This window comes from Aeromonas sp. HMWF016 (assembly GCF_963878195.1).
Lineage (GTDB): Bacteria > Pseudomonadota > Gammaproteobacteria > Enterobacterales > Aeromonadaceae > Aeromonas > Aeromonas lacus.
Window position 1 is genome coordinate 11,463 of the sequence record NZ_CAWNWX010000007.1, and the last position, 25,555, is coordinate 37,017.

The 25,555-nt window shown below is 58.3% G+C and carries 24 protein-coding genes and 1 pseudogene; 4 read left to right on the forward strand and 21 right to left on the reverse strand.

Annotation, left to right across the window (positions count from 1 at the left end; translation table 11 throughout):
* Window positions 1–23: 23 nt before the first annotated feature.
* From lon to ppiD, 3 genes are all read left to right on the forward strand, one after another.
* Window positions 24–2,378, forward strand: a complete 2,355-nt coding sequence (lon, locus tag AACS24_RS00740; protein WP_041207531.1) for an endopeptidase La — start codon at window positions 24–26, stop codon at window positions 2,376–2,378.
* A 240-nt stretch (window positions 2,379–2,618) separates the two neighbouring features.
* Window positions 2,619–2,891, forward strand: a complete 273-nt coding sequence (hupB, locus tag AACS24_RS00745; protein WP_005315375.1) for a nucleoid-associated protein HU-beta — start codon at window positions 2,619–2,621, stop codon at window positions 2,889–2,891.
* A 151-nt stretch (window positions 2,892–3,042) separates the two neighbouring features.
* Window positions 3,043–4,956, forward strand: coding sequence for a peptidylprolyl isomerase (gene ppiD, locus AACS24_RS00750; RefSeq protein WP_181364135.1), 1,914 nt, complete (start codon window positions 3,043–3,045; stop codon window positions 4,954–4,956).
* A gap of 199 nt (window positions 4,957–5,155) precedes the next feature.
* On the opposite strand, the gene AACS24_RS00755 is transcribed toward ppiD, so the two are convergent.
* From AACS24_RS00755 to AACS24_RS00775, 5 genes are all read right to left on the reverse strand, one after another.
* A complete protein-coding gene (locus AACS24_RS00755; protein WP_108570458.1) occupies window positions 5,156–6,748 on the reverse strand; it encodes an ABC-F family ATPase in 1,593 nt (530 codons plus the stop codon).
* Between the two features lie 164 nt (window positions 6,749–6,912).
* Entirely contained in the window at window positions 6,913–8,565 is a 1,653-nt protein-coding gene (locus AACS24_RS00760; protein ID WP_108570459.1) for a cation acetate symporter, read from the reverse strand.
* Window positions 8,562–8,873, reverse strand: a complete 312-nt coding sequence (locus AACS24_RS00765) for a DUF485 domain-containing protein (protein ID WP_108570460.1) — start codon at window positions 8,871–8,873, stop codon at window positions 8,562–8,564. The genes AACS24_RS00760 and AACS24_RS00765 overlap by 4 nt, the downstream gene beginning before the upstream one ends.
* A 107-nt stretch (window positions 8,874–8,980) precedes the next feature.
* Window positions 8,981–9,607, reverse strand: a complete 627-nt coding sequence (locus tag AACS24_RS00770) for a 3'-5' exonuclease (protein WP_108570461.1) — start codon at window positions 9,605–9,607, stop codon at window positions 8,981–8,983.
* Window positions 9,608–9,609: 2 nt separating this feature from the next.
* Window positions 9,610–11,397: a putative nucleotidyltransferase substrate binding domain-containing protein gene (locus AACS24_RS00775; RefSeq protein ID WP_108570462.1), complete on the reverse strand. Its 1,788-nt coding sequence runs from the start codon at window positions 11,395–11,397 to the stop codon at window positions 9,610–9,612.
* 166 nt (window positions 11,398–11,563) lie between these two features.
* Between AACS24_RS00775 and AACS24_RS00780 the strand changes: the two genes are divergently transcribed.
* Window positions 11,564–12,370, forward strand: coding sequence for a crotonase/enoyl-CoA hydratase family protein (locus AACS24_RS00780; protein WP_108570463.1), 807 nt, complete (start codon window positions 11,564–11,566; stop codon window positions 12,368–12,370).
* A 586-nt stretch (window positions 12,371–12,956) separates the two neighbouring features.
* On the opposite strand, the gene AACS24_RS00785 is transcribed toward AACS24_RS00780, so the two are convergent.
* The 16 genes and pseudogenes from AACS24_RS00785 to AACS24_RS00855 form a co-directional block, all read right to left on the reverse strand.
* On the reverse strand, window positions 12,957–14,030 hold the full coding sequence (locus AACS24_RS00785) for an LPS O-antigen chain length determinant protein WzzB (protein ID WP_108570464.1): 1,074 nt from the start codon (window positions 14,028–14,030) through the stop codon (window positions 12,957–12,959).
* Between the two features lie 657 nt (window positions 14,031–14,687).
* Window positions 14,688–16,298, reverse strand: a complete 1,611-nt coding sequence (locus tag AACS24_RS00790; protein ID WP_108570465.1) for a hypothetical protein — start codon at window positions 16,296–16,298, stop codon at window positions 14,688–14,690.
* Complete coding sequence (locus AACS24_RS00795) at window positions 16,295–16,855, reverse strand: baseplate complex protein (RefSeq protein ID WP_108570466.1); 561 nt, start codon at window positions 16,853–16,855, stop codon at window positions 16,295–16,297. The genes AACS24_RS00790 and AACS24_RS00795 overlap by 4 nt, the downstream gene beginning before the upstream one ends.
* Window positions 16,852–17,724 (reverse strand): hypothetical protein, encoded by an 873-nt coding sequence (locus tag AACS24_RS00800; protein ID WP_258222878.1) that lies wholly within the window; start codon window positions 17,722–17,724, stop codon window positions 16,852–16,854. The genes AACS24_RS00795 and AACS24_RS00800 overlap by 4 nt, the downstream gene beginning before the upstream one ends.
* A gap of 5 nt (window positions 17,725–17,729) precedes the next feature.
* Window positions 17,730–18,320, reverse strand: coding sequence for a tail fiber assembly protein (locus tag AACS24_RS00805; protein WP_108570467.1), 591 nt, complete (start codon window positions 18,318–18,320; stop codon window positions 17,730–17,732).
* A gap of 2 nt (window positions 18,321–18,322) precedes the next feature.
* A complete protein-coding gene (locus tag AACS24_RS00810; RefSeq protein ID WP_108570468.1) occupies window positions 18,323–19,804 on the reverse strand; it encodes a phage tail-collar fiber domain-containing protein in 1,482 nt (493 codons plus the stop codon).
* Window positions 19,801–20,484 carry a phage tail protein gene (locus AACS24_RS00815; protein WP_108570469.1) on the reverse strand — a complete coding sequence of 228 codons (684 nt, stop codon included), beginning with the start codon at window positions 20,482–20,484 and terminating at the stop codon, window positions 19,801–19,803. Before AACS24_RS00815 ends, AACS24_RS00810 begins: the two co-directional genes overlap by 4 nt.
* On the reverse strand, window positions 20,477–21,664 hold the full coding sequence (locus AACS24_RS00820; protein ID WP_108570470.1) for a baseplate J/gp47 family protein: 1,188 nt from the start codon (window positions 21,662–21,664) through the stop codon (window positions 20,477–20,479). Before AACS24_RS00820 ends, AACS24_RS00815 begins: the two co-directional genes overlap by 8 nt.
* Entirely contained in the window at window positions 21,661–21,984 is a 324-nt protein-coding gene (locus AACS24_RS00825; RefSeq protein ID WP_108570471.1) for a DUF2590 family protein, read from the reverse strand. The genes AACS24_RS00820 and AACS24_RS00825 overlap by 4 nt, the downstream gene beginning before the upstream one ends.
* Window positions 21,984–23,756: pseudogene (locus tag AACS24_RS00830) on the reverse strand (phage tail tape measure protein). The gene AACS24_RS00825 and the pseudogene AACS24_RS00830 overlap by 1 nt, the downstream one beginning before the upstream one ends.
* 6 nt (window positions 23,757–23,762) lie before the next feature.
* Window positions 23,763–23,951, reverse strand: a complete 189-nt coding sequence (locus AACS24_RS21760) for a DUF6890 family protein (protein ID WP_375123929.1) — start codon at window positions 23,949–23,951, stop codon at window positions 23,763–23,765.
* Window positions 23,948–24,211, reverse strand: coding sequence for a putative phage tail assembly chaperone (locus AACS24_RS00835; RefSeq protein ID WP_029299933.1), 264 nt, complete (start codon window positions 24,209–24,211; stop codon window positions 23,948–23,950). Before AACS24_RS00835 ends, AACS24_RS21760 begins: the two co-directional genes overlap by 4 nt.
* Entirely contained in the window at window positions 24,208–24,453 is a 246-nt protein-coding gene (lysC, locus tag AACS24_RS00840; protein ID WP_258222881.1) for an Rz1-like lysis system protein LysC, read from the reverse strand. Before lysC ends, AACS24_RS00835 begins: the two co-directional genes overlap by 4 nt.
* Window positions 24,335–24,778 (reverse strand): hypothetical protein, encoded by a 444-nt coding sequence (locus AACS24_RS00845; RefSeq protein ID WP_108570473.1) that lies wholly within the window; start codon window positions 24,776–24,778, stop codon window positions 24,335–24,337. Before AACS24_RS00845 ends, lysC begins: the two co-directional genes overlap by 119 nt.
* Window positions 24,775–25,236 (reverse strand): glycoside hydrolase family 24 protein, encoded by a 462-nt coding sequence (locus AACS24_RS00850; protein ID WP_108570474.1) that lies wholly within the window; start codon window positions 25,234–25,236, stop codon window positions 24,775–24,777. Before AACS24_RS00850 ends, AACS24_RS00845 begins: the two co-directional genes overlap by 4 nt.
* Window positions 25,226–25,549, reverse strand: coding sequence for a phage holin, lambda family (locus AACS24_RS00855; RefSeq protein ID WP_021229391.1), 324 nt, complete (start codon window positions 25,547–25,549; stop codon window positions 25,226–25,228). The genes AACS24_RS00850 and AACS24_RS00855 overlap by 11 nt, the downstream gene beginning before the upstream one ends.
* Window positions 25,550–25,555 lie beyond the last annotated feature (6 nt).

Genomic DNA, 25,555 nt, shown 5'->3' on the forward strand with positions numbered 1-25,555 from the left:
TATAACAAGCCGAGAGGACATATATGAACCTAGAGCGTTCAGAACGCATCGAGATTCCCGTCCTGCCTCTTCGTGACGTGGTGGTTTATCCCCACATGGTCATTCCACTCTTTGTGGGGCGGGAAAAATCCATTCGCTGTCTGGAAGCGGCCATGGAGCAGGACAAGAAAGTTCTGCTGGTGGCCCAGAAGGATGCGTCAACCGATGAGCCGACTGTGGAGGAGATCTTCACCGTCGGGACAGTGGCCAATATTCTGCAGATGCTCAAACTGCCGGATGGCACCGTCAAGGTGCTGGTAGAAGGTGGGCAGCGTGCTCGCCTGGAGCGGATGATCGACGACAAGGACTTCTTTGTCTGCGAGGCCCAGTACATCTCCTCCAAGGCCATTGACGACAAGGATCAGGAAGTTCTGGTTCGCTCCGCCATCGGCCAGTTTGAAGGTTACATCAAGCTCAACAAGAAGATCCCGCCCGAGGTTCTGACCTCGATTTCGGCGATCGACGATGCTGCGCGTCTGGCCGATACCATGGCCGCTCACATGCCGCTCAAGCTGGAAGACAAGCAGAAGGTGCTGGAGATTGTCTCTGTCTCCGAGCGCATCGAATTCCTGATGGCGATGATGGAGTCGGAAATTGACCTGCTGCAGGTCGAGAAGCGCATCCGTACTCGCGTCAAGAAGCAGATGGAGAAGAGCCAGCGCGAGTATTACCTCAACGAGCAGATGAAGGCCATCCAGAAAGAGCTGGGTGAGCTGGAAGATAGCCCGGATGAATTCGAAGCCCTCAATCGCAAGATTGAAGAGGCCGGCATGCCGGAAGACGCCCGTGAAAAGGCTCAGGCCGAGCTTGCCAAGCTGAAGATGATGTCGCCCATGTCTGCCGAGGCTACCGTGGTTCGCAGCTATGTGGACTGGATGGTACAGGTGCCGTGGAAGGCGCGCTCCAAGGTCAAGAAAGACCTCGGCAAGGCGCAAGAGGTGCTGGATGCCGATCACTATGGTCTTGAGAAGGTCAAGGATCGCATCCTCGAATATCTGGCGGTGCAGGCGCGGGTGAACAAGCTCAAGGGCCCCATCCTCTGTCTGGTTGGCCCTCCCGGTGTGGGCAAAACATCGCTGGGCCAATCCATCGCCAAGGCGACCGGCCGCAAATATGTGCGGATGGCCCTCGGTGGGGTGCGTGATGAAGCGGAGATCCGCGGTCACCGTCGCACCTACATCGGTTCCATGCCAGGCAAGCTCATCCAGAAGATGGCGAAAGTTGGCGTGAAGAACCCGCTGTTCCTGCTCGATGAAATCGACAAGATGAGCTCGGACATGCGTGGCGATCCGGCTTCCGCTCTGCTGGAGGTGCTCGATCCCGAGCAGAACAACAGCTTCAACGATCACTACCTGGAAGTGGATTATGACCTGTCGGACGTGATGTTCGTGGCCACCTCCAACTCCATGAACATCCCGGGCCCCCTGCTGGACCGGATGGAAGTGATCCGTCTCTCCGGTTACACCGAAGACGAGAAGCTCAACATTGCCAAGCAGCATTTGGTTGCCAAACAGATTCAGCGCAACGGCCTGAAAGCCTCCGAGATCACCATCGAGGATTCGGCTCTGGTCGGGGTGATCCGTTACTACACCCGTGAAGCCGGGGTGCGGAGTCTGGAGCGCGAAATTTCCAAGATCTGTCGCAAAGCGGTCAAGCGCATTCTGCTGGACAAGAGCATCAAGCATGTTCAGGTCAATCAGGAGAACCTCAAGGAGTTCCTCGGGGTGCAGCGTTTCGATTACGGCAAGGCCACTGACCAGAACCAGATTGGTCAGGTATGTGGTCTGGCGTGGACCGAGGTGGGGGGCGACCTGCTCACCATCGAGACCACCAACATGCCGGGCAAGGGCAAGCTGACTTATACCGGCTCCCTCGGTGATGTGATGCAGGAGTCTATCCAGGCAGCCATGACTGTCGTACGTGCCCGTGCCGAGAAGCTGCGCATCAACGCTGACTTCTATGAGAAGCGTGACATTCACGTGCACGTACCGGAAGGGGCAACCCCGAAAGATGGCCCGAGCGCCGGTATCGCCATGTGCACTGCGCTGGTCTCCAGCTTGACCGGTAATCCGGTTCGTGCTGATGTGGCCATGACAGGTGAAATCACCTTGCGTGGTGAAGTGCTGCCCATCGGTGGTCTCAAAGAGAAACTGCTGGCCGCTCACCGTGGTGGTATCAAGCGTGTGCTGATCCCGAAAGAGAACGAACGTGACCTTGAGGAGATCCCGGCAAACGTCAAACAAGACCTTGAAATCTATCCCGTTCGCTGGATAGACGAGGTGCTGGAACTGGCGTTGCAGGACAATCCGCAAGGGTTTGAGCGCGTTTCTGTCGTGTAAATTTTGATGCGCCGCAAATTTGGCGCATTCGGGGGGTGGTTAAGGCTTGCATGCATCCCATAACGGAAGTAGCCTTGACCACCGATCGGGTTCTCGTGATAAGTCGCAATGCGTTGTGTGGCGCGGGTTTGCGCCAGATTGTCACTTGCAACTGGTCAGGAGGCTTGCTATAAAACCTCCACTTGTTGTGGCCAGGGAAATCAGCGCCGCAGCGGTGTTCGATAAAAGGGGAATATAAGAGTGAATAAATCTCAACTGATTGACAAGATTGCAGACGGTGCTGATATCTCCAAGGCTGCTGCCGGCCGTGCGTTGGATGCCTTCATTGACGCTGTAGGTGAAGCTCTGAAAGAGGGTGACCAGGTTGCTCTGGTTGGTTTCGGTACTTTCGCTGTACGCGAGCGTGCTGCCCGTTCTGGCCGTAACCCGCAAACTGGCGCGACCATCGAAATCGCTGCTGGTAAAGTTCCTGCCTTCAAAGCCGGTAAGGCCCTGAAAGACGCGGTCAACTAAGTCGGGCGCCGATGATATGTCGGCTACCGTCCTTGGTCGCAGACCAGACAGGTTAGAGAGTCCTCTCTCATACTGATTGACCAAGGCGCATCGCAATCGGTGCGCCTTTTCATTATTTACGCCCATCGAGTTCGGGAGCATAAGTACAAACATGATGTTGGATAAACTACGCGAAGGGGCGCAAGGCAAGGTAGCCAAGGTTATCTTGGGCCTGATCATCCTCTCCTTTGCTTTGGCTGGTGTAGGTAGTTACCTGAATGGTCCGGCCCGTACCGCCCCCGCCACTGTCAACGGCACAGATATCAGTGCAGCCGCGCTGGAGAACGCCTACCGCAACGAGCGCGCCCGCATGGAATCCCAGATGGGAGAGGCCTTCAGCCAGCTGGCCGCGAACCCCGATTACATGAAACAGTTCCGCCGCGGTGTGCTGGATCGCCTGATCGATCAGGCGTTGCTGGACAGCAAGGCTCGCGAGCTGGGTCTGCGCGTCAGTGATGAGCAGATCAAGCAGGCCATCGTCGCCATGCCCGAGTTTGCCGAGAACGGCAAGTTCAACAATGATCGCTACCTGCAGCTGATCCGTCGTGCCGGCATGACTCCCGAAATGTTCCGCGACTCCCTGCGTCAGGACATGGTGCGTCAACAGCTGATGAGTGCCCTGCTGGGTACCGAGTTCTCCCTCAAGGGTGAAGCCGAACAGCTCGACAAGCTCTACAACCAGACTCGCGATCTGCGTCTGGTGCGTCTGGCGGCCGCCAACTACGTGGCTGACGTACAGGTTTCCGACAACGAGCTGGAGCAGTACTACAAAGCCAATGGCGCCCACTTCATGAATGACGAGCAGGTGAAAGTAGACTACCTGCTGCTGGATGCGACCAACCTCGCCAAGGATATCAAGGTCACCGAACAGGATGCCCAGGATTACTACGACCAGCATCAGGATCTGTTCCAGCGTCCCGAGCGTCGTCATGTTGCTCACATCCTGATCCCGTTTGGCAAGGATGAGAAAGCGGCCGAGCAGAAAGCAGAAGCCGTGTTGGCCAAAGCCAAGGCGGGCGATGATTTCGCCGCGCTGGCCAAGGCTGACTCTTCCGATACCTTCTCCGCCAAAAAAGGCGGCGAGCTGGACTGGTTCGAAAAAGGGGTGATGGATCCGTCCTTCGAGAAGGCGGCCTTTGCCCTGAACAAGGCGGGCGATCTCTCTGCCGTCGTCAAGAGCCCGTTCGGTTTCCACATCATCAAGCTGCTGGGGGTTGAGCCTGCTCAGACCAAGCCGTTTGCTGACGTGAAGGAAGAGACCATCAACCGTCTGCAGAGCGACAAGGCCAAAGAGCGCTTCTTTGCCGAGCAGCAGAAGATGGCTGACAACAGCTTCGAAAACCCGGATTCGCTGGACATGACCGCCGAGGCCATGGGTCTGAAGGTGCAATCCTCCGACTACTTCAGCCAGGGTTCTGCACCTGCTCCGCTTAACGATCCCAAGGTTCTCTCCGTGGCGTTCTCCGAGCAGCTGCGCGATGACAACACCAACTCCGACGTGATCGAGCTGGCTGACGGCAAGGCGCTGGTGCTGCACATCACCGGTCACAAGCCCAAAGCGGTCAAGCCGCTGGCCGAGGTGAAAGAGCAGGTGATTGCCGCCATCAAGCATGACAAGGCTGGTGAAGTGGCTCGTGGCAAAGCCCAGGGCCTGCTGGACAAGCTCAAGGCTGGCAAGAGCATCGATGGCGATCTGGCTGCGCTGGGTCTGAAGGTGCAAACCCACAAAGGGGTGTCCCGCTTCGATCGCGAGATGGATCAGAATCTGGTAACTGAAGCCTTCACGCTGCCCCATCCCAAGGATGGCAAGCCGAGCGTGGCGCTGGTCGCCGAGAGCAACGGTGACCGCGTCGTGGTTGCGCTGGACAAGGTGAACGTACCTGCCGAGCCTTCCAAGATGGTTGCCATGCTGCAAGGTCAGCTGGGTCAGGGCAAAGCACAGGTGGATTACAAGTCTCTGATCGATGAGCTGCGTAAAGCGGCCAAGATTGAGTACTTCACCAGCGTGGAAGCGACTGTCGAGTAATCGTCAGTTCAATCCAGTGAAAACGGCTCCTTGATGGAGCCGTTTTTTTATCTGTGGGCGAGGGGGATACTCAAGCCCTGCTTCCTGCTCTCTGGCTCTCTGCACAGCCGTAAGCCATATCGGTCGCCATAAACATAGGATATAAAAAAACCGGCACGTGAATGCCGGTTTTTCATTGCGAGCTTGTGCTGCGCAGGGGTTACACCACGCCCTGAGTACGCAGGTAATCCTCGTAGGTACCGCCGAAGTCGCGGATGCCATCTTCGCTCAGCTCAAGAATGCGGGTCGCCAGAGAGGAGACGAATTCGCGGTCGTGGGAAACGAAGATCAGGGTGCCTTTGTACATCTCGAGAGCCAGGTTCAAGGATTCGATAGATTCCATGTCCAGGTGGTTGGTCGGCTCGTCCATGATCAGGATGTTGGGGCGCTGCATCATCAGCTTACCGAACAGCATGCGGCCCTGTTCACCACCGGAGAGCACCTTGACCGGCTTCTTGATGTCGTCCTGGGAGAAGAGCAGACGACCGAGCACAGAGCGCACAGCCTGTTCGTCTTCGTTCTCCTGTTTCCACTGGGCCATCCAGTCGAATACATTGAGGTCTGTGTCGAAATCTTCGGCGTGATCCTGGGCGTAGTAACCGATCTGGGCGTTCTCGGACCACTTGATGGTGCCGGTATCCGGTGCCAAATCCCCGACCAGCGTCTTGATCAGGGTGGATTTACCGATACCGTTGGTACCCAGAATAGCGACCTTCTCACCCACTTCCAGCATCATGTTGAGGCCCTTGAACAGGGGACCGTCGCCATAACCTTTGGACAGGCCTTCGATCTCCAGAATGTTGCGGTAGAGCTTCTTCTCCTGCTCGAAGCGGATGAAGGGGTTCTGACGGCTGGAGACCTTCACTTCCTCAATCTTGATCTTGTCGATTTGCTTGAGGCGGGAGGTCGCCTGACTGGACTTGGAGGCGTTGGCACTGAAACGGGAGACGAAGGATTGCAGATCGGCGATCTGGGCCTTCTTCTTGGCGTTGTCAGCCAGCAGACGCTCGCGCGCCTGAGTGGCGGCCAGCATGTAGTCATCGTAGTTGCCCGGGTAGACGCGCAGCTCGCCGTAGTCCAGATCCGCCATGTGGGTACAGACGGAGTTCAGGAAGTGACGGTCGTGAGAGATGATGATCATGGTACTTTCACGATCGTTGAGCACCTGCTCCAGCCAGCGAATGGTGTTGATATCCAGGTTGTTGGTCGGTTCGTCCAGCAGCAGGATGTCAGGATTGGAGAACAGCGCCTGTGCCAGCAGCACCCGCAGTTTCCAGCCCGGAGCGACTTCGCTCATCGGGCCGTTGTGCTGCTCGATAGGAATACCGGCACCCAGCAGCAGTTCGCCTGCGCGGGATTCTGCGGTATAGCCGTCATACTCGGCGACCAGACCTTCCAGCTCGGCAGCCTTCATGTAGTCATCGTCGGTGGCTTCGAGGTTGGCGTAGATGGCATCGCGCTCGGCGATGGCAGCCCACAGCTCGGTGTGACCCATCATGACCACGTCCAGTACGCGCATATCTTCGTAGGCGAACTGATCCTGACGCAGCTTACCGATCCGCTCATTGACGTCCAGGCTCACATTACCGCCAGTGGGCTCCAGATCACCACCGAGGATCTTCATAAAGGTGGACTTGCCACAGCCGTTGGCGCCGATAAGGCCATAGCGGTTGCCGCCGCCAAACTTGACGTTGATGTTCTCAAATAGTGGCTTGGCGCCGAACTGCATGGTGATGTTGTTGCTGCTTAACAAGGTATGTGTCCCAGTTGTCTGTCAAATGGCGCGCATTATGGCACAGATCCCCCAAAAGTTTTAGCAAGAACTGTGATCTTGATCGGGGCAAGCGGGGCGCCTAGCCGATTGACGGGCAATAAAAAAAGCCGACATGAAGCCGGCTTTTGCGTGATGGCTGCCCGTTAGTGGGAAGTGGCACCGGAGGCGCCCAGCCCGGTCTGGGAGCGGACGAATTGCGGCAGGAACTTGGCATGCTCGTCAGCCGCGCTCTGGGAGCTGTCGGTGATGGAGAAGAACCAGATCCCGACAAACGCCAGCCCCATGGAGAAGAGCGCCGGGTACTCGTAGGGGAAGATGGCCTGGGCATGGCCCAGCACTTTCACCCACACGGTCGGGCCCAGGATCATCAGGGTCACCGCGCTCACCAGCCCCAGCCAACCACCGTAGACGGCGCCACGAGTGGTCAGGCGCGACCAGAACATGGAGAGGAACAACACCGGGAAGTTACAGCTGGCGGCGATGGAGAAGGCCAGACCCACCATGAAGGCGATGTTCTGCTTCTCGAACAGGATGCCAAGACCGATGGCGACGACACCCAGTACCATGGTAGTGAGCTTGGAGACCCGCAGCTCGTCAGCCTCGTTGGCCTTGCCCTTCTTGATGACGCTGGCATAGAGGTCATGGGAGACCGCTGATGCACCCGCCAGGGTCAGCCCGGAGACCACCGCCAGAATGGTAGCGAAGGCGACCGCAGAGATGAAGCCGAGGAACAGGCTGCCACCGACTGCATCGGCCAGGTGTATCGCCGCCATGTTGGTGCCGCCCAGCAGGGCGCCGGTGGCATCCTTGAAGGCCGGATTGGTGCTGACCAGCAGGATGGCGCCAAAGCCGATGATAAAGGTGAGGATGTAGAAGTAACCGATAAAGCCGGTGGCGTAGAAGACGCTCTTGCGCGCTTCCTTGGCATCGCTCACGGTGAAGAAACGCATCAGGATGTGAGGCAGGCCGGCGGTGCCGAACATCAGTGCCAGACCGAGCGAGATGGCAGAGATGGGGTCAGCAACCAGACCACCTGGGCTCATGATGGCGATCCCTTTTTCGTGTACCTTCACCGCTTCGCTAAAGAGGGTGCCGATGTCGAAGTTGACTGATTTCATCACCATGATGGCCATGAAACTGGCACCGGAGAGCAGCATCACCGCCTTGATGATCTGCACCCAGGTGGTGGCCAGCATGCCGCCAAACAGCACGTAGAGCACCATCAGGATACCGACCAGTACCACGGCCACATGGTATTGCAGGCCAAACAGCAGCTCGATCAGCTTGCCGGCACCGACCATCTGGGCGATGAGGTAGAGGGCGACCACTACCAGCGAGCCGCAGGCGGAGAGGGTGCGCACCTCGGTCTGCTTGAGGCGGTAGGAGGCGACATCGGCGAAGGTATATTTACCGAGGTTGCGCAGCCGCTCTGCGATCAGGAACAGAATGATGGGCCAGCCCACCAGAAAGCCGATGGAGTAGATGAGGCCATCGTAGCCAGAGGTGTAGACCAGCGCCGAGATCCCGAGGAAGGAGGCGGCGGACATATAGTCACCAGCGATGGCCAGGCCATTTTGGAAGCCGGTGATGCGGCCACCCGCTGCATAGTAGTCAGAGGCCGAGCGGTTGCGTTTGGAGGCCCAGTAGGTGATGAACAGGGTGGCGGCCACGAAGACTACGAACATCACGATGGCCGAGATATTGAGGGGCTGGCGATGCACCTCGCCACTTATCGCATCGGCGGCCAGCAGGGGTGAAGAGGCCAGTGAGGCCAGCAGCAAGAGTTTGCCTTTCATTTTTTCACTCCCTTGAGGATCTTCTGGTTCAGCTCGTCAAACTCGCCGTTGGCACGAAACACATAGACACCGGTCAGCACGAAAGAGGAGAGGATCAACCCCACTCCGACCGAGATGCCGCGGGTAATGGTCGACCCCTCGCTGAGCGGGGTGCCGAGCCAACCGGGATCAAAGGCGATGAGCAGGATAAAGGCCAGGTAGAGTCCCAGCATCAGAGCCGAGAGGGCCCAGGCAAAACGCTGGCGCTTGGCGACCAGCTCCTGGAAGGTGGGATCTTGCTGGATCCTCAGATAGCTTTGCTGTTCCATTGCAGTTCTCCATGACATATGAGTGTCAGCGGTGGATGGGGTAACCCCGACGAGCAGGCAATCTGCTCATGTAAGCAAAATGTGAATTAAATGTTATTGCTCGACAATTAGACTTTGGGATAAGTCAGCGCAGAGCCCCGGGTCAGGCAGAGATAGACAAGTGCTGCCGTGGTGGCATCGGCCAGCGCATCGTGAGCGGGCAGGGCAGGCAGCGCCAGATGGCGGCAGATCGCCTCCAGATGAAGATCGATAACGGCATCGGGATAACGACGATAGAGGTGATCGTGATAGAGCTGGCTCACCTCTATGCCTCGTTGTGGGAGGGTCAATCCCCACAATTTACGGCAAGCTAGGTTGAGAATACGCAGGTCATAGGCGATGTGATAACCCACCAGTTCGCGTGGGCCGATAAAGTCGAGCAGCAGGCGCAGCGCTGCTTCCAGCGTCATACCCTGTTGCAGATCCTGATGGCGCAGACCGTGGATCACCACCGACTGCTCGCTAAGTGTGGCGGGCGCTTGCACCTTGATGGTGAGGGCCTCGCCGGTCAGCAGCCGATTGCCCTGGATGCGCACCGCACCGATAGAGACGATCTCGGCTTGCTCGGGATCAAGGCTGGTGGTCTCGAAATCGAGGGCGACCAGCTCATCATCGGGAGTGGGCAGGAATAGCCTGGCGAACTCCCCTTGCCGAAAATCCCGGCCATACCAGATGCGGCGAAGATGGCTCAACATGGCTATTGCCTCAGACGAAAGTGCAAGGTGAGCCACTGCTGGAATTTCTTCACCTGATGTAGTGCCTGACGCAGCAGATCCCGTTCGCTGTGGCTGAGCTCGTTGACCTGTACCCGGCTGTTGCCCCCCTTGAGCTGGCTACGCAGTCGCAACCGGATAAAGAGCCGAAACGCTTCGGCCAGGTTGGTGCCAAAGCTGGTGCTGAGCCGTTCTGCGGTTACCAACGCATCGATACGCCCCAGGGTCGAGGTCTCCAGAATACCCGCTTCAAGGGCCAGCATGCGGATGCCATGGACCAGCGGGAACAGGCCGCCGCGCTTGAGATCAAGCCCTTCGGGACGCTGCTCAAGCCGGCCAAACAGGGTGAGGGGGGCGTGAAAGGCCACCGCCGGTCGCACCATCTCTGCCAGCAGATCCCGCCGCTCGGCCAGCTGCTCGCGCAGCGCTCTGGCAACAGGCAGATGGAGCTGGCGATTTCCGGCGATGGGGTGGGCATCAGCCAGCGTGGCCAGCCAGAGCAGATCCTCCTCACTGGCCGTGGTGCAGGCGCTGGCAATGGCGCTTTGCCACTCCTCACCCGTTTTTACCCATGCCGGATTGTTCACCATTACTTGGCCGGGGCAGAGGGGGTAGCCGAGGCGCTCCAGCAGCGCACTGAATGCGGCCAGATCGGCGCCCTGGGTGGGCCACGCCAGCGCTTCTGGCAGGATCAGGGCATTATCCTGATCGGTTTTGAGGATCTGCTCGCCACGACCCTCCGAGCCCAGCATCAGCAAACAGACCTTCTCTTGCACCTCGGGCGGGATCATCAGCGCAAAGGCCTTGGCGATCAGCTGCTCGTTGATGGTGGCGATGAGCTTCATCAAAAAGGCGGTGTGGATCCCTTGGGCAAACAGCGAGCGGGTCAGCTGTTGCTGTTCGCGGGCGACCGCCTCCAGCGCGGGCAGAGTGTCGGCGCGGGCGATACGCAACGTCAGTACGTGGGAGTGGGTAGAGAAGAGCCCCAACACCTGAGTCAGTTGCAGGATCCCCGCCACCTCGTTGCCACGCCACACCACCAGTCGCTTGATGCGATGGCGGGTCATCAGCAGCAAGGCATCAAACAGATAGCTCTCCAGCGGCAGACCGATGAGCGGCGTGGGGGTTAACACCGAAAGGGGCGCCGTCAGCGGCAATCCCTTGAGGGTCAGGGCGTGGAGCAGGGTTTTGCGCGTGGCCAGCGTAAGCGAACCGTCGTGGGCCGGATAGAGCAGACAATCTGTCCCCTGAGCGACCATGGCTTCGGTTGCTGCCAGCAATGACAGCCTGCTGTCGACGATAAGTGGCGCTTGCAAATGACCGGGTTCGATGCGGGTCAGGATAAATTCTGCCAGATTCTTCTGTCCCAGCTGTTCGCGCTGCTCCTGCTGACGCTGGCGTTCAGCCAGATTGGCGGTGAAGTAGCTGGCAAACTGCGAATCTTGTTCGCAGAGAGATAGAAAGGCCGAGCGGGGGATGAGCTGGCAGAGGGTGTCTTCCAGCGCAGTAAAAGTATGGCGGCAGCGGCCGTCAAATTGGGCTCGCACATCGAACAGATCGTCGACGCCATAGTCACCAAACTGGTGGTGGGGAGCCGACTCTTCCACCGCCCCCTTGATGACGAGATAGAGCCCGGGAGGTTCCTCTCCCGCGTTGAGCAGAGTATCGCCAGCGCGAAAGTAGCAGAGCGAGAGGTGGCGGGAGAGCTGTTCACGCGCCTCTGCATCCAGCCGGTCAAACGGTGGTCTGGCAAAATTGAACAGAATTGACATGACTGCGTCCTCTGGCGGGATATGGCACCCCTTGTGCCCAGTGTGACAAAGGGGAACCGCGCCGACCAGCCGACTTTAGTCTCAGCTGTACCGCGTGTTCACACTCTGATAACTTGGTGGTATGACCAGTGTGTTCATGATCGGGATCAAGGAGAGGACGGGGGAGATGGAAAAACCAAGGGTCAAGTGCGAGGTCCATGACGGCATCGCTGAAGTGGTGCTGATGCGGGGAGAGAAGCTCAATGCGCTGGACAGGGCCATGTTCAGCGCCATTGATGAGACGCTGACGCAACTTGCACAACTGAAGGGATTGCGAGCGGTGATCCTGCATGGCGAAGGGCGCGCGTTTTGTGCCGGACTGGATGTGAAATCGATGCTACGCCAGCCGGTAGCGGCGCTCGATATTCTCAAGCGCGAGGCGGACGAGGCGACCAATCTGGCCCAGCGGGTCGCTTATGGCTGGCATCAGTTGCCGGTGCCGGTGATTGCGGTCACCCAGGGGGTCTGTTTTGGCGGTGGTTTGCAGATCGCTCTTGGCGCCGATTTTCGGTTCAGCACCCCCGATTGCCGTTTCTCTGTGATGGAGATCAAGTGGGGTATCATCCCCGACATGAGCGGCAGCGTCACCATGCGCAACCTGATGGGGCTGGATACTGCCATGGAGCTGGCCATGAGCGGGCGCGAGCTGGATGCGGTCGAGGCGAAATCCCTCGGGATGGTGAGCCGGGTCTGCGCCGATCCGTTGGTGGAAGCGCGTGAATTTGCCCGCACCCTCATCACCAAATCGCCGGATGCGCTGGCGGGGATCAAGCAGCTTTACAGTCAGGCCTGGGCCCGCAGTGACGAGGCGATGCTGAAAGAAGAGACCCGGTTGCAAAAGCAGATCCTGGGGCGCCCTAATCAGTGGCGCGCCACCTTCAACAGCCTGTTTCGCTGGCGGCTGCCATTCGGGCCACGGCGCAACGCACTCTGAGGTGGAACAGCAGGAAAAGAAAATGGCATCAGAGGCTGCCATTTATTATTAACTAAATAGTTGTTTTTTAAAGTTAAATATTTTTCAGTGACCATATAATGTCCACGCCTTTCATTTTGTGTAGTCTCTTTGACAGAGCTTCAAGTTACGGGTGGTTAATGTCGCACTGCTTGAGAGAATTGTGCATCATTCAGCGTGAGCTCCATTGAGTCCTTCGCTTTGCTATACAGCATCGATTAAATTAGTGTGTGGGGATATCAATGAAAGACACATGCTCTGATATCGATCTGTGTGAATTGATTTCAGGACCTTTTGTGGACAACGCAGTTGATTATCGCTACATCGTCAGGGTAGCTAATGACTTTCCTATTGAACATGCTGACCCTTGTTCCAGAGATCTGGAATAGCTTTGAAAGGGATATACAACACTTACTTACATTAGAAGCTAATCCCGGCCTTCTTAAGAAGGCCGGGATCTATTTTTGTGCAGAGATTTAGCACTGGAGTTGGATAAACTGTAGTAAATCCTGCTAGGCACTAAATATTGCGTTGATAAAAAAATATATAAGTGCAGTAAAAAAAACGCTCATTGAGCGGCTTTATCAATAAACCGTTGTCTGTAGTGCGCTTTGTATCTGCGTTGCTTTAATAGGTGTTGAAATAATACAATGGAAACACCTAACAACCCACCAATAACTGTTGACAGAATTGTTATTTGAGCTAGTTTGGGCTCATCTTTTGTGGTGGGTGGGAGAGGGCTCTGCAAATAGCTAAATGGCTTAAATTCAAACTGGGTTAATTTAATTTCTTTTATCTTTGCCATACTTTCTTTAAGTTTAGTCAATTCAGGCTGATATTCAGAAATTTTCATTTGGTTAATGGTGGATATTTTTTCTGCTAGTCCCTGAGTTCCTAACCTTATTGAGAATCGTCCAGAGGATTCGAAATTTGTAAGTGGACGAACAATCTCAGCTGCCTTTGCAATTTTGAATGCATAGTTAAGATCATTTAATTCCGACGCTTTATTTAAAATTGCATCTTTTAGCATTATTTGATATTGAGTTTCCCCTTTTGATAAAAAGGAGGTTTTTTCATATTCAATATTGTTGATGATTCTATTTTTCTCAATAGAGATAATATATGAAGTGTATTCGTTGAGTAAGTTCAATGCATCATCTGATTTTTTTGAGGAGACGGATATAGTTATACCTGAAGTTACGGCATTATTATCAAGAGGTCTAGCCTCAATACTATTAACCCACTTGTTGTTAGTATGGTTTTTGTGTGCATTGTTTAATAACTCACTCCCTAATGGATTGTTGGTCAGGAAATTAATTTTGTTATCATACTTGTTGAACTCTGAAATGAAGTTATCGTAAATTTCTATAGGGCTTGGAAGATTATTCACTCCATACATTGACAATTTGTCAATTGTATTTATGACAACAGATAAATCATCTTTTTGGGGCTGTGTAATTATAGCGTTAGCAGTCCATTTTTCTGTGGCAGTTATAGCGTAGAATATACCAAATAACATTGATATAATTATAAACCCTAAGATAGTGATTCGCTTTTCCCATAAAGTTGACATTAATTCAAAAAGATCAATTTCATCATTGGAAGAATCAAAAAATGGTGTTGGAGTTTTTTTTAGATCCATCTGACTACCGCTATGTTAATGATTTTTGACTTTATGAGTTATATTATCTTTGATGTAATCAAGCAATTGATTACTGATTTGAGTTGCTGTTATTTGCGCGACGCGCGCACATTTGAGTCTGATATGGTTTGTGGCTTGCTTCAGTTTTCAGAACATACTGTTTAACGTCTAACGTAATGAAAAAATAAGGTTTTTTTGTTTTATACGTGATATGTATCATTCCTTATAGTCATGTAATTTACCAAGGAAAGTAAAAAAATCATTATAATTCAACGTCTTACGGTTTTTTTGTGCTACCAATAGACCTTTCAAACTGTAAAACCCTGCAAAAATGATCCTTCATTTCAGATCCTCAACACTCTGCAGATCCTTTATCTGGCGCGGTATGGGCATATGGGTTTGCGGTAATCCACTTTTGCAAAAATTTTTACCGGTGAAGCCCGCAGGCGGGAGCGGATGAGCGCGGATTCCGTGGCGCAGACGCTGCCGTGGGCTTTTCCGTGGTGCTCTGGCGGCTGTGCTCGGCTCTGTACGTCGCGTATGATGTGCCCCTGCCTGACGGTGCCCTACATGCGGCGCCTTTCCCTGGCCATGCTTTGGTGCTGTCAGGCAGATAGAAGAAGGCCCCACAATGTGGGGCCTTCTTCGCTTGGTGGGCTACTCGATGATGGGGGAGAGGGTCTTGGCCAATTGGCCAGCTTGCTTGCTCTGGCCGTTGAACGTCTCGGCATTGGTGGGGGGCGGTCCGCCATGGGTATGGCTCGCGGTGGTTGCGGCCAGTTGCTCCACCAGGTTCATGAGCTGTAGTAGCAGACCGAAGATGTTCACCCCCTCGCTGCCCATCCACGAACGGGGTGCTTCGAAGTGCTGCAGCTCTCCGGCCACACAGTGGCGCAGTTGCCCGATCACCTCCACCAGATCACCGGCTGCGGTCTGGCTCATGTTACCCAGGCACCCCGCCATCAAGTCATCACCGGCCAGCAGCTCGATGGCCCCGAGCGCCTCGATGCGCTTCATTGCCCCGATCTTCTCCACGCTGTGTTGCAGGGTGGTGAGCTGGTGTTGGCCAAACTCGCCCAGGTAGTCGTCAGCCTCACGGTGCATTCGAATCGCCTTGTCATGCTGGGCGCGGTCGGTATGGCGGCGCTGGTTGCCCACGGTGTCGGTGCGGCTGAACACCTCGGCCCGCAGCTGCTGGAGCTGCTCGCCAGGGGCGATACCCGGCAATGGCCAGCCCGAACCCAGCACGGTGCGAATGAATGGTCGGTCAGCGCGACCGAAGGCAAACCCCAGCTCGACGATCGTCCCCTCGATGGGGAACTGCAGCAGCCCCTGCTCAGGCCCACCGAACATCACCGGCAACGGCACGGCGCGATAGAGTGGGGCAGCTTTGTCCGGCTGACCATCCTCGCCCAGCAGTTGCACATCCACCGCATAGCGCGGGCGAAACGGATCATTAAGCTGGCCAGCGGCTGCGCTGTCGCTGATGGCCTCGACCCGCCCGAACTTGGGCAGGTGCATATTGTCGACCAGCTCCGGGAACTCCCCCTCCATCTTGCGCCGCTCCGGTGACTTCACCGGTTTACCGGGCGTTGCTGTGGTAAGGGTCATCTCATCACCCTTGAGGCGCACCCGCTCCACCCGCTTGCCGTTAACGAGAGCGCCCGGGCGCATCGCCGGGATCGGCGCGGTGGTCAGGGTGTTTCCTGCCTGGCGGCCGGGGAAGGCCGGATCCAGCTCTACCGCCCGCTCGGCCCAGCGGCTGTGGGCGTGACTGCCCACGAAGATGGCGCCATCCGGTTGCTGATGCCAGATGAAGTCCGGCACTGCGAAGGCGCGACCAGCGTTGTTGAGCAGCTGATAGCCAGTGCCGGCGCTGGTGAAGTTGGGGATCGGCCGCTCGGTATAGTCGGCCCCATCCGGCAGCAAAAACGTGAGCTGGGTTTGGTCGCTCAACCAGGCCAGCAGACCGCGCAGGGTGGCATGCTGGAGGCTGACCGGAAACGAACTCCCCAGCATACCGGCCAGCTCGCGGCACATCAGCTTGCAGGCGCCATTGCTGGCGGGCTGCACGTCATACACATATCCGGTAAACCAGCGCCGCAGCTCGCCGTTGTAGCCCAGATCCACGGTCAGGGTTTGCCCCTTCTCCGCGTTCCCCTCGATGGTGAGGGCGGCGCGCCCACCCGCACAGAGATCCAGCACGATATCGTGGTCGATGAGGTTGGCCGGTTGCCCGCCCAGGGTGAGATTGGTCGAGAGTTTCACGCCATCAGGTCTCCCAGTTTGTTATCCAGCCCCTTGATGGCCTGCTCCCACGAGCTCAGCTGTTCCTGCTCGGAGGCGGGGGCTCCCTCTGACGGCTTAGCCGGTTTGGTGTTGGCGTTGCCCTGGCCCACGGTGGCGGGCGCCTTGGGCATCCGCTGTTCCCGCTTCTCGGGCACTGAGTTGTGTTCGCGCAGGGTGAACTGCACTTGCCACGCCAGCAGCCCCTCCTGCTCGCTGGCGGTGATACGCCTGGCGAACTTGGCCTGACGCACCTTCACCGACTTGGCCAAGAGTGACCCTACCCGGTATATGTGGCGCTTGCCGCCATCCCCTTTGGCATCGGCCAGCTCAAAAAACCGGCTCAGGGTCTGCTCATCTTTGAAGGGGACCAGGCCCGAGATATCGAGCTCCTTGGCTTTGGCCCCTTGTTCCGAGCTGCTGGTCGAGCTGGTCTGGCCGCTACTGTCCTTGTCCTGAAACTGCATCGATGCGGAGATCCGCATCGACTTCATCACAATCGGCTCACCGTCCAGGGTGAGCATGGCGGTGTTGCTCATCGGGTTAACTCCTGCCAGAAGGTGATCGGGGAGGGGGAGAGCAGCAGGGCGCCGACTGTCATGCTGTGGCTATGATCTGGTGGGCTGCTCTGACCCAGTTGGGCGGCCAGGCTTGCTGCATCACCTTGCGCTTGCCAGTGCCACACTTGGCCGCTGATGGTAGCCAGCTGGTCGAGTGCCTTCTCCAGCTCGGTCAGTCTGGCAGAGCGTCGTTCTGCTAGGGTGGCCAGCTGGGCGATCGGGGTGGTGGCCCCCTGTGCCAGGCTCTCCAGCTGGGCGATCTCGGCCCCGAGCAGTGAGCGAGCCTGGCGCAGCGGATCCCATACCAGCGGCTCATCAGCTTTCCAGCGTGGCACCTTGGCGGCGGTGGGTTTGCTCATGGCATCGTTGTGGGCCGTGAGGCGGCGCAGGGCTGCGCACCACTCCGGCAGCGGCAGGATGGCACAAAGCGGCGCCAACGCATCGGCCAGCGCGGTTTCACTGTTACCGGTGACCAGCCAGGCGATAGCGTGCAGTTGGCCAGTCGGTAGCAGAGGATCTGCCCCGTCCTGCAACTTGGTGGCAAGGGTCGCCACCGCATTGGGGGCGGCGAGGCTGTACTGGTTGCCCTGGTGCTGGCCCACCCCATGCTGATAGGGGGTGACCGTCAGGCAGCGACCGGTGACCAGTAGCCTGTCGAGCTCTGCCCGCAGCCCTGTGAGCGCGGCAGCGGCTTGGCTGATAGGCGTGGGGCGGTAGTGCGCCCTGGTGGCCAGTGCCTGCAAGCGAGCCACGGCGCCAGCCTGGCTGTCTGGCAGTTGGCCAAGCACCCCGCTGGCGCTGGCGTGTATCGCCCCGGTGCTGGCCGGCCAGCGAATCGTGCCTTGCATCCAACTCACTGCGGTTTCTCCGGCCACGCGATCGGGGTTACTGTCAGGTCGAGGCGGGTCAGCTCTACCCGATAGCGGCGCCACGCGTTATAGGCAGCCTGTTCATCCGCTGTTGCCATCCCCAAATCAACCGCATCACTTAACACGGCGACATGCTGGCTTGCCTCTGCCAGCAGAGCGGAACGGGTTGCAGTCGCGATGGCTAGTGCCGCGGCAGCCTCAGCATCACGATCGGTAACCCATTTCACTCCATCCCACGCATCGTATGGTGATGATGGTTTAAGCAGGGTTTCACGTTCACGCAGGGGGCCGACCTCAGTGATTTCGCGCGCTTCCTTGGTGTCAATGTTATAGGCCGTATTGCCGCGTAAGTCAGGCACGGTGGTCCACGGTGAATCGTGGTCTGTTCTACTCGGCCATACACCTGCTTGAAATGGGGGCGGCGCGTCTAGATACGCTCCGGCTGGCAGCCCACTGTTAATGCTTACATATTGTTCCATTTCCCCCTGATAAATCCCTCGTCCATCACAACAGTGACAGCTTTCCCAGCCGCTTTCTGTGGCAAAACCCTGTTCGTCATACTGGAGGTTTGGCATGTTTACCCTCTCATTGTGATCATGTTGTATGCGGTGTTATCTGGATATGTGCTACTACCATGTGGATTGTTCACTGATGTGTCTGCGTACGTTCCACCAGAAGAATTATTTGGTGCTAAATAGTTCGCGGTCCCGGGTGTAATAGCGCCTTGCAGAAACTTTGTTGTGTGAGTGTGGCTACCAATAGACGCGGCCTGGTTTGACAGCAGCACACGGTCAGGATCGACTCCCTTTCCGTTATCCCATGCACGGATAAACCCGGCACGAATGTCCGGCATTTTCAAAGTTGGGTATCGTGATGCGAGGATGGGGTCTGTGGCCGGATTGATGGTTTGCCCTGTGATATTCATGCCCCATTCCGGTGGCTCAGCTTTCATCCATGGCAACGGGATACCAACAAACATCTGCTTGAGCATCTCTTTGACCGCATCGGCGACGTTCTTGGCTGACATCACTGCGTCAATAGCCGAGCCAAGTCGCGCCTCTTCATCTGTAGCCATGCGCACCATCCCTTTGTCGGTGGTGGTGGCAGAGGGGTGGTTTCTCCCCTTGGCATGGTCTGCCAGCGCTTTCGCCATGTCACTGGCGCTTTGCTCCGTCTGCTTGCGAAGCGCCTCCAACGCGGCCCACAGGTCGGCAGACTCATTGGCTGGGCGCTTGTCCGTGACGGTTGCGTTGGCTTCGACAACCCCCAGCTTGGCCACATAGTGGCGATAGCCGTTGCTGTCGGTGTAATCAGTCAGCTCTGTGGTGCTGGTTTTGAACTCGAAGTGGTTATCCCAGCGGCTCAGGATGGTGCCGGCGTGATGCACATCCACCCACACCCCGACCGGCTTGGCCCCAACTGTGACAGCCTGTTCTGCATCCAGCTGAATACGCAGGCCGCCGACCATGGCCACCCCCGGCTGCACTTTGTAGCTGCCCGCCTTGTTGAACAGCTTGAAGCCGTCGCCAAAGAAGGCCGATGACCCGAAGCAGGCGATCGCTTGCAGGCGCAGCTGTTCGTCCATGCCGAGCAGGCGGGCGGAGTAGTCAATCTGCCAGGTGCCCGCCTCGACGGTGGTCACGGTGGCGGTGGCCGCTTGGTCGTACTCCATCAACATGGATTTCACCAGGCTGTTGCCGGTGGTACCTGTTGCCTGGTCAGTCTTGGTTTTGGTCTCTCGCCCCTTGTAAACAATCATCCCGACCATGCCGCTGGCCTTGTTGATGAGGTACATGGCGTTGAATGAGAAGTTGCCCACGGTGGTATCCATCACGATGGAGTACGCCACAGCGTTGTTGTTGATGCGGCCGCGCTGATCCACCGGATGGCGATGGACAATCTGCGCCTGCGGCGGCAGGCCGGTATTCGGGTCGATGGGGGTGGTGATATCCAGATTGGGAATATCCGCCAGCACGACCTCATCGAGCACCACCGGCACCTGGTCAGTGAGGCAGCCTTGCCAATAGGTCTCGAATGCGTTGGTGATGACTTGGCTCATCGTGTCTCCTTGGTTTTCAGCGTTGCGCTATAGACGTGCTGGATCATCTGGATGTGTCCAGGTGCCAGCCGATATTTGGCTTTGTGCGGGGTGAGGCGGGCGGCAAAGACCTCCTGACTCATATCAAACTGGCCATAGCCGATGTGACCGGCGACCGGGTAAACCACCTGAAAGCGATAGCGGCGGCAGGTGCGGCCATAATGCTGGATCAGCGTTTCCATCAGCTTCTGGTTGTTGGCGATGCTGCTATCGGTCACCTCGATGGTGATAACGTCCCACGGCGCACTGGCTTGCCGTTCGTGGATGTCGCACCAGCCGATGCCCAGGCGCTCGAATATGCGCTTGAACCCTGCGACCTCTCCCGCGTCACGGGCATTCACAAAGGCGAACTTGACCCGCTTGCGAAACAGCTCCAGCGGCTCAGATTCAAAGCGGGCAATGTCCCGCTCCCATGCCAGCATGTTGAGCAGTGAGAGAGAGCAGGTCAGCGGGTCTTGTTCAGCCAGCGGTGCCAGCAACCAGCGCCGGATTGACTGCCAGAACGCCATGATGCCGCGTGCCAAAAAGGCAGGCTCTTTCACGCCATCGGTGATGGTTTGGCCATCTTCCCACCACGGGGCAGACACCTTGGGCATGGCCGGGGCATTGGCGTTGTGATCGATGCGGGGTGAATTAGTCATGCAGGGTGACCTCCAGCGAGCTCAGGCGCGGGATGGAGATCCCCGACACGATATCCTCCTGCCCAAACTTGAGGCTCAGCAGCTGCGGGAACTGGCTATGCAGCTCTTTGCCCAGTCGCGAGATAGAGAATCTTGCCTGTGGCCAGGTTCTGGTCACTGCCGGAAAATCTGCCGACTGACGAAACGCCGCTTTGACCAGCGATTCCGCGCCCAGTTTGAGGGCCGCCTTCTGCTCATCGGTGAGGTTGGCCACCGGCCACAGCTCCAGGGTGAGGTTGTGCTGGGTCTCCGGCATCGCCATCACAAACAGGTCATCGCCGTGGCCATGGTTGCCCTGGCGGCCCACGTAGTCGTTAAGCTGGGCAATCAGGCTGGCCGGGGTAGCGCCCACTTCCAGCAGGATGTAGGCGTTGGCAGTACCCGGGCCCCGCGGCGCCTCATGCTCGAAGAAGATGTGATCGGCGCGAATGCCGGCGACGCTTGCCAGCATCGAGCGGTAAATCGCGTCGATGTGATAGCGGCCTACTGCCGAGAACTGGTTCTGAATCCGCAGCCCCAGCGCATCGTTGCTCTCGGCATCGGCGCCCTGGGTGGTGATCCACTCCTTGTCATCGTTGCGGGCCGACAGGATGCCGGTGACCGGTTCGCTCAGCAGGTTGTAATAGCCCGGGGCCAGATTCCAGGCCGCGCCCGCGAACTCGGCCTCGCACACCACCCGGGCTACCGCTTCGCCGGCCGGACTCACCACCGCCTGCAGCGGTTTGACCCGGTAGATGGTGCCGCTGATGCGCTCGGTACTGACCCAGATATCGGCCGGGATGGTGACCGCTTCGCCTGGACTCACTTTGACGAAGTTGATCACCCCGCGGGTTTTCTGGGCGCCCTTGCGGGTCAGGTCCACATCCCACGCCTTGAGGTCGAGATAGGCATCGGTGGCGGTAGCGGCAAAGGTGTTGGGCAGCACATGGCCCGCCAAGAGGGTACGGATAAGCCAGAGTGCCGGGGTGATCACCACGCCGCGCACCAGTCGCCAGAAGGGGCTCACATCGCTGTCGTTGGTGATAAGGGAACCGGCGGCCTCCACCTCTTTTTTCAGCTCGGCCTCCATGGCCTGCTCGGTGGTCGACACGCCGGTCTCGGCAAGCAGGGCCATAAAATCCACGTTGGGGCGCAGGTTCACAGGGTTACCTCCAGATCGCCAAATTCATAGGTGCGGGCAGTGACCAGCACCCGCTCGGGGGCTTCTTCACGGATCACGATAGTGCCGGGCACCAGTCGCTCGTCGTTCTCAACCAGCAGCTCGATCTCGGTCATCACATCGGCGCGCAGGGTCGGGCTGCGCTCGCCAATCAGCTTGCGAGCCAGCCCGGACTCCATGATCCTGTGCTTGATGTCCTGACCGATGCTGTGGCGGTCTTGGGTGTAACGGGGCTGGCCGCCGGCATCGAGCAGCCAGGCGCCGTTCACCACCAAAATGTCGATGTACTTGGCGTCGCTCATTACGGGGTCTCCAGCCAGGCGTTCTCGGCCATCTGCTCAGGGGTCATCGGGTTCTGGTTGTGCATGTGCACCTCCCCGATGCTCAGGTACTTGGGCGGCTTCTGGTTGGCAGTGGTCGCGGCCGCGTTGGCCTGGATCAACTGCTGGCCCAGCCCGCCCGCCGGTACGCGGCTTTGGTTGCCCTGGCTAAAGCGGGCGAGGGGGGCGTTGATGTTCTCCTGATTGGGCAGGTTGAGATCCGGCATGCTGCCCATCTCGATATTGACGCCCGGGATCATGTTCAGCTTCTCGACCAGCCAATCCACCGCCTGCCCGAGCAGCTTGAACACGCTCCAGTCGGCCATGCTCTTTTTCAGGTCGTCCCAGTAGTAGATGGCTGCCGCCACGGCACCGATCAGCAGCACGATACCCGCCACGATCAGGCCCACAGGGTTGGCATACATGGCGATGTTGACGGCCAGCAGGATGGCGCGAAAGGTCGCCATCCCGGCATTGAGCAGGGCAAGCGGGGCGGTGATGATGGACCAGGCGATGCCGAGCCCCAGGGTGGCCAGCTTGGCCAAGCCGGCGATCAGCATCCAGGTACCGGTGACCATGCTCAACCCCACGATGGCCAGCAGGGCATAGCTGATGACCTTGGTCAGGTTCGGGAAGAGGTGTGTCCAGCGCAGCACCTCGTTGGCGCCATCGGCAAAGACGCTCATCACGGCATTGATGGCGGGCAGCACCACCCCGAACGCGGCGGCGCGGATGGCAAACCAGGCTTGCTCGACCCGCTGTCACTGGTCGGTCATGGCGGCAGCCATCTGCTCAGCCTTGCCCATGCCGTGGGTGTTGGCCAGCGCATTGATGTTGGTGGCGAGCCCTTTGGTGTTGGTCATCAAGAGCTTGATCATGCTGACCGCTTCATCCGAGCCAAACGCCTTCTTGAGCTCGTCCCCTTCGGCCACGCTCAGGGTGTCGCCATAGCGGGCCTTGAGCTTGTCCAGCATGGTGAGCACCGGCAGCATGTTGCCCGCGGCATCGGTGAATTGGATACCGAGCGCCTTCTGGGCATTGCCGACACCCGCCAAAAACGCCTTGAACTTGGTACCGGCCTCGCCGCCACTCATGGTGGCCTGCAGCTGGCCGAGCACCGCGAACTGCTCATCCATTGCAATGCCGGCGGCGGTGGCGTTGGCGCCGATTGCCCCGAACGCATCGGCCATGCCTTGGCCGGTGGTTTTGAACAGCTGCACCGCGAGCGCGGTCTTGCCGGCCACATCCTCGACCCAGTTGGCCTTGCCCATCTGCTTGGCCTGCTGCTCGAAGATGCCGTACATGGTGCCCATGTAGTTGGTGATGGTGGCGGTGTCGGCCTTGGTCGCCTTTGCCAGAGTGGTGGAGGCGCGGGTGAAGGCGGGCAGCTCGTTACCTTCGAGCCCCGCAATCGCCGACTGGATATCGTAGGAGGAGCGGACAATCTCGGTGGCCGACTCCCCGTACTGGATAGAGAGCTTCAACGCCTCGCGGCCCAGCGCCCCGAGCACCTCCTTTTGCACATCAAGCGAGGCCACCTCGGCCAGCGCCCGGTCCATCTCGATGGCAGGGCCCAGGGCAGACTGGATCGCCATGCCGCCGGCGGCCACCGTGGTAGCCCCCATCGCCATGCTGCTCCAGCCCTGGCGGCCGGCCTTGCTGACCTTGTCCATCTGGGCATTGATGCCAGCAAGGGGCTTGGTGACCTGATCCACCAAAGCCACCTGCATCATCAATTTTTCCATCCAGGCCATAGGTCGTTATCCGTTGAATGCGTTGGCGATGCCCTCGGCCACCGCAGCGGCGTAGGACTCCCGGGCGTGTCGGTCTAACCAGAGGGCGCGGGCCAGGCTGTCGATGTCGTCATCGTCGTGGGGCAGGTAGTGGCGCCGCAGTGCCAGCGCCTGCTCCAGGTGATTGCGCTCGATGGCCTCGGCGCGCGCCGTCAGTTTTTTACGGTGATCTCCAAGTCGGGGGCGAACTGCTGGTTAATGGCGCCCGCCAGCTGCAGCGCCGCGCCCGGGCGTTTGAGCAACTCATCAAGCGCCTCTTTGCTCTCCTGGCAGACGATCTTCTTCAGGTAGTTGTGGGCCGGTGCCACCTTGTCGCTTGGCATCATGTCATTGATAAAACCGTTGTAGGCCACCATGGTGGGGGCGAATTTCAGCTCTTTGCCGGCGACGTCCAGGGTGATGATGGGTGTGGTCATGGGGTGGTTTCCTCTTGTTCAATCCAGTGGTTCAGGGTGTTGATTTGGGTTTGGCAGCGGCGCAGCGCCATCTGCAGGGTGGGGATAAACCGCACGGCATCGCCGTATGTCGTCCCCGTGAATTCAGGTTCCGGGCAGTTTGGTACCAGCCCCGGCGGCGGCAGCCGCTTGACCACCTTGGTTTGCACCTCGGTTGTGGGCTGGCTGGAGCAGGCGCAGAGCGCCAACAGGCAGAGGCTCACTAGCGCAGTTCGGGCGGCCTTCCGGTGGCGTGGCCAAGGCTTGTTCCAGTTCATAGGCTGTTTTCCTGTTCTGTTGGTCTAGCTCGGCCATGGCGGCGTTCTGGGTACCCAGCAACGTGCGCAGCCCTTCGGCATCGCGCTGTAGTGTCACCAGCTGGCTGGCCTGCAGCTCGGTGGTCTGCTGCAGGGTGTTGATAGTCTCGTTGGCGGTGGCGAGCGCCTTGCTACGGCTCTCCAGCATCCGGCTGCCAAGAAACAGGGCGGCGCCCATCACTAGCACCAGGACCAGCAGCACATTGGAGAGCAGTGCCTTGAAGGTGCTCATGCCAGTACCCCGCCAAACTCGGTGAATTTGGCCAGCAGGTCAGCCAGCTGGTGCTCGCGCTGACCATAACCGGCCCGCGGCAGGCTGGCCCAGATGTTGGCGCACTTGGCCACCGCTTGGGGGATACGCCCCTTGAGCACATCGTCCAGCGCCTTGCGCTCGCGAATAAGCTGGATTGCCCAGCTGTCTTGCGACGCGGGGCCAAAGTCAGGCAGACCGAGCTGGTCGCGGTAGTGGGCCCAGTGTTTTGACAGGAACTGATAGCGGCCGGCCGCGGTGCTGCTCAGAGTCTTGTTGACCTGCACCAGCACGTTCGGGTGGGTGGCGTAGCTCTCAAAGAACCCCGCCGGATTGACCAACTTGTTGTAGCCGTCATCGCCCCGGCCTTTGGTGCCTTCGGCATAGGCCAGCATGTCGAGAAACGCGGCCACCTGCGGGTGGCAGTGACTACGCGGCATCGTTGTTCCCCCTTTTGTTCAGCACGGTCTTGGCCTTTTCGCGGATGATGTCCACCCCAAGCAGCCCCACCACACCCCCGATAAAGGGGGCCGCCTCATAGGGGACGCCGAGCAGGGTGGTGCCCGACGCCGCGGCCAGGGTAATGAGGCCGCACAGGGTGGATTCGATCAGACGGCGGCGCCCGCTGCCGCCGTCATAGGTGATGCGCATGAAGGAGATGCTCAGCGCCAGCAATGCCCCGGACACGGCGGGCCAGTTGTCCATCAGCCAGGCCATCAGGGCGGCCCAGAGGGTGGGGTCTTTGTTCGGCATAGGGTT

What these genes read in the sequence shown, in the direction of transcription:
- lon (WP_041207531.1), top strand. Translation starts at nt 24, where the DNA reads ATGAACCTAGAGCGTTCAGAACGCATCGAGATTCCCGTCCTGCCTCTT.
- ppiD (WP_181364135.1), top strand. Translation starts at nt 3,043, where the DNA reads ATGATGTTGGATAAACTACGCGAAGGGGCGCAAGGCAAGGTAGCCAAG.
- AACS24_RS00760 (WP_108570459.1), bottom strand. Translation starts at nt 8,565, where the DNA reads ATGAAAGGCAAACTCTTGCTGCTGGCCTCACTGGCCTCTTCACCCCTG.
- AACS24_RS00765 (WP_108570460.1), bottom strand. Translation starts at nt 8,873, where the DNA reads ATGGAACAGCAAAGCTATCTGAGGATCCAGCAAGATCCCACCTTCCAG.
- AACS24_RS00770 (WP_108570461.1), bottom strand. Translation starts at nt 9,607, where the DNA reads ATGTTGAGCCATCTTCGCCGCATCTGGTATGGCCGGGATTTTCGGCAA.
- AACS24_RS00775 (WP_108570462.1), bottom strand. Translation starts at nt 11,397, where the DNA reads ATGTCAATTCTGTTCAATTTTGCCAGACCACCGTTTGACCGGCTGGAT.
- AACS24_RS00780 (WP_108570463.1), top strand. Translation starts at nt 11,564, where the DNA reads ATGGAAAAACCAAGGGTCAAGTGCGAGGTCCATGACGGCATCGCTGAA.
- AACS24_RS00785 (WP_108570464.1), bottom strand. Translation starts at nt 14,030, where the DNA reads ATGGATCTAAAAAAAACTCCAACACCATTTTTTGATTCTTCCAATGAT.
- AACS24_RS00795 (WP_108570466.1), bottom strand. Translation starts at nt 16,855, where the DNA reads ATGAGCAACACCGCCATGCTCACCCTGGACGGTGAGCCGATTGTGATG.
- AACS24_RS00800 (WP_258222878.1), bottom strand. Translation starts at nt 17,724, where the DNA reads ATGCAAGGCACGATTCGCTGGCCGGCCAGCACCGGGGCGATACACGCC.
- AACS24_RS00805 (WP_108570467.1), bottom strand. Translation starts at nt 18,320, where the DNA reads ATGCCAAACCTCCAGTATGACGAACAGGGTTTTGCCACAGAAAGCGGC.
- AACS24_RS00810 (WP_108570468.1), bottom strand. Translation starts at nt 19,804, where the DNA reads ATGAGCCAAGTCATCACCAACGCATTCGAGACCTATTGGCAAGGCTGC.
- AACS24_RS00815 (WP_108570469.1), bottom strand. Translation starts at nt 20,484, where the DNA reads ATGACTAATTCACCCCGCATCGATCACAACGCCAATGCCCCGGCCATG.
- AACS24_RS00825 (WP_108570471.1), bottom strand. Translation starts at nt 21,984, where the DNA reads ATGAGCGACGCCAAGTACATCGACATTTTGGTGGTGAACGGCGCCTGG.
- AACS24_RS00835 (WP_029299933.1), bottom strand. Translation starts at nt 24,211, where the DNA reads ATGACCACACCCATCATCACCCTGGACGTCGCCGGCAAAGAGCTGAAA.
- AACS24_RS00845 (WP_108570473.1), bottom strand. Translation starts at nt 24,778, where the DNA reads ATGAGCACCTTCAAGGCACTGCTCTCCAATGTGCTGCTGGTCCTGGTG.
- AACS24_RS00850 (WP_108570474.1), bottom strand. Translation starts at nt 25,236, where the DNA reads ATGCCGCGTAGTCACTGCCACCCGCAGGTGGCCGCGTTTCTCGACATG.
- AACS24_RS00855 (WP_021229391.1), bottom strand. Translation starts at nt 25,549, where the DNA reads ATGCCGAACAAAGACCCCACCCTCTGGGCCGCCCTGATGGCCTGGCTG.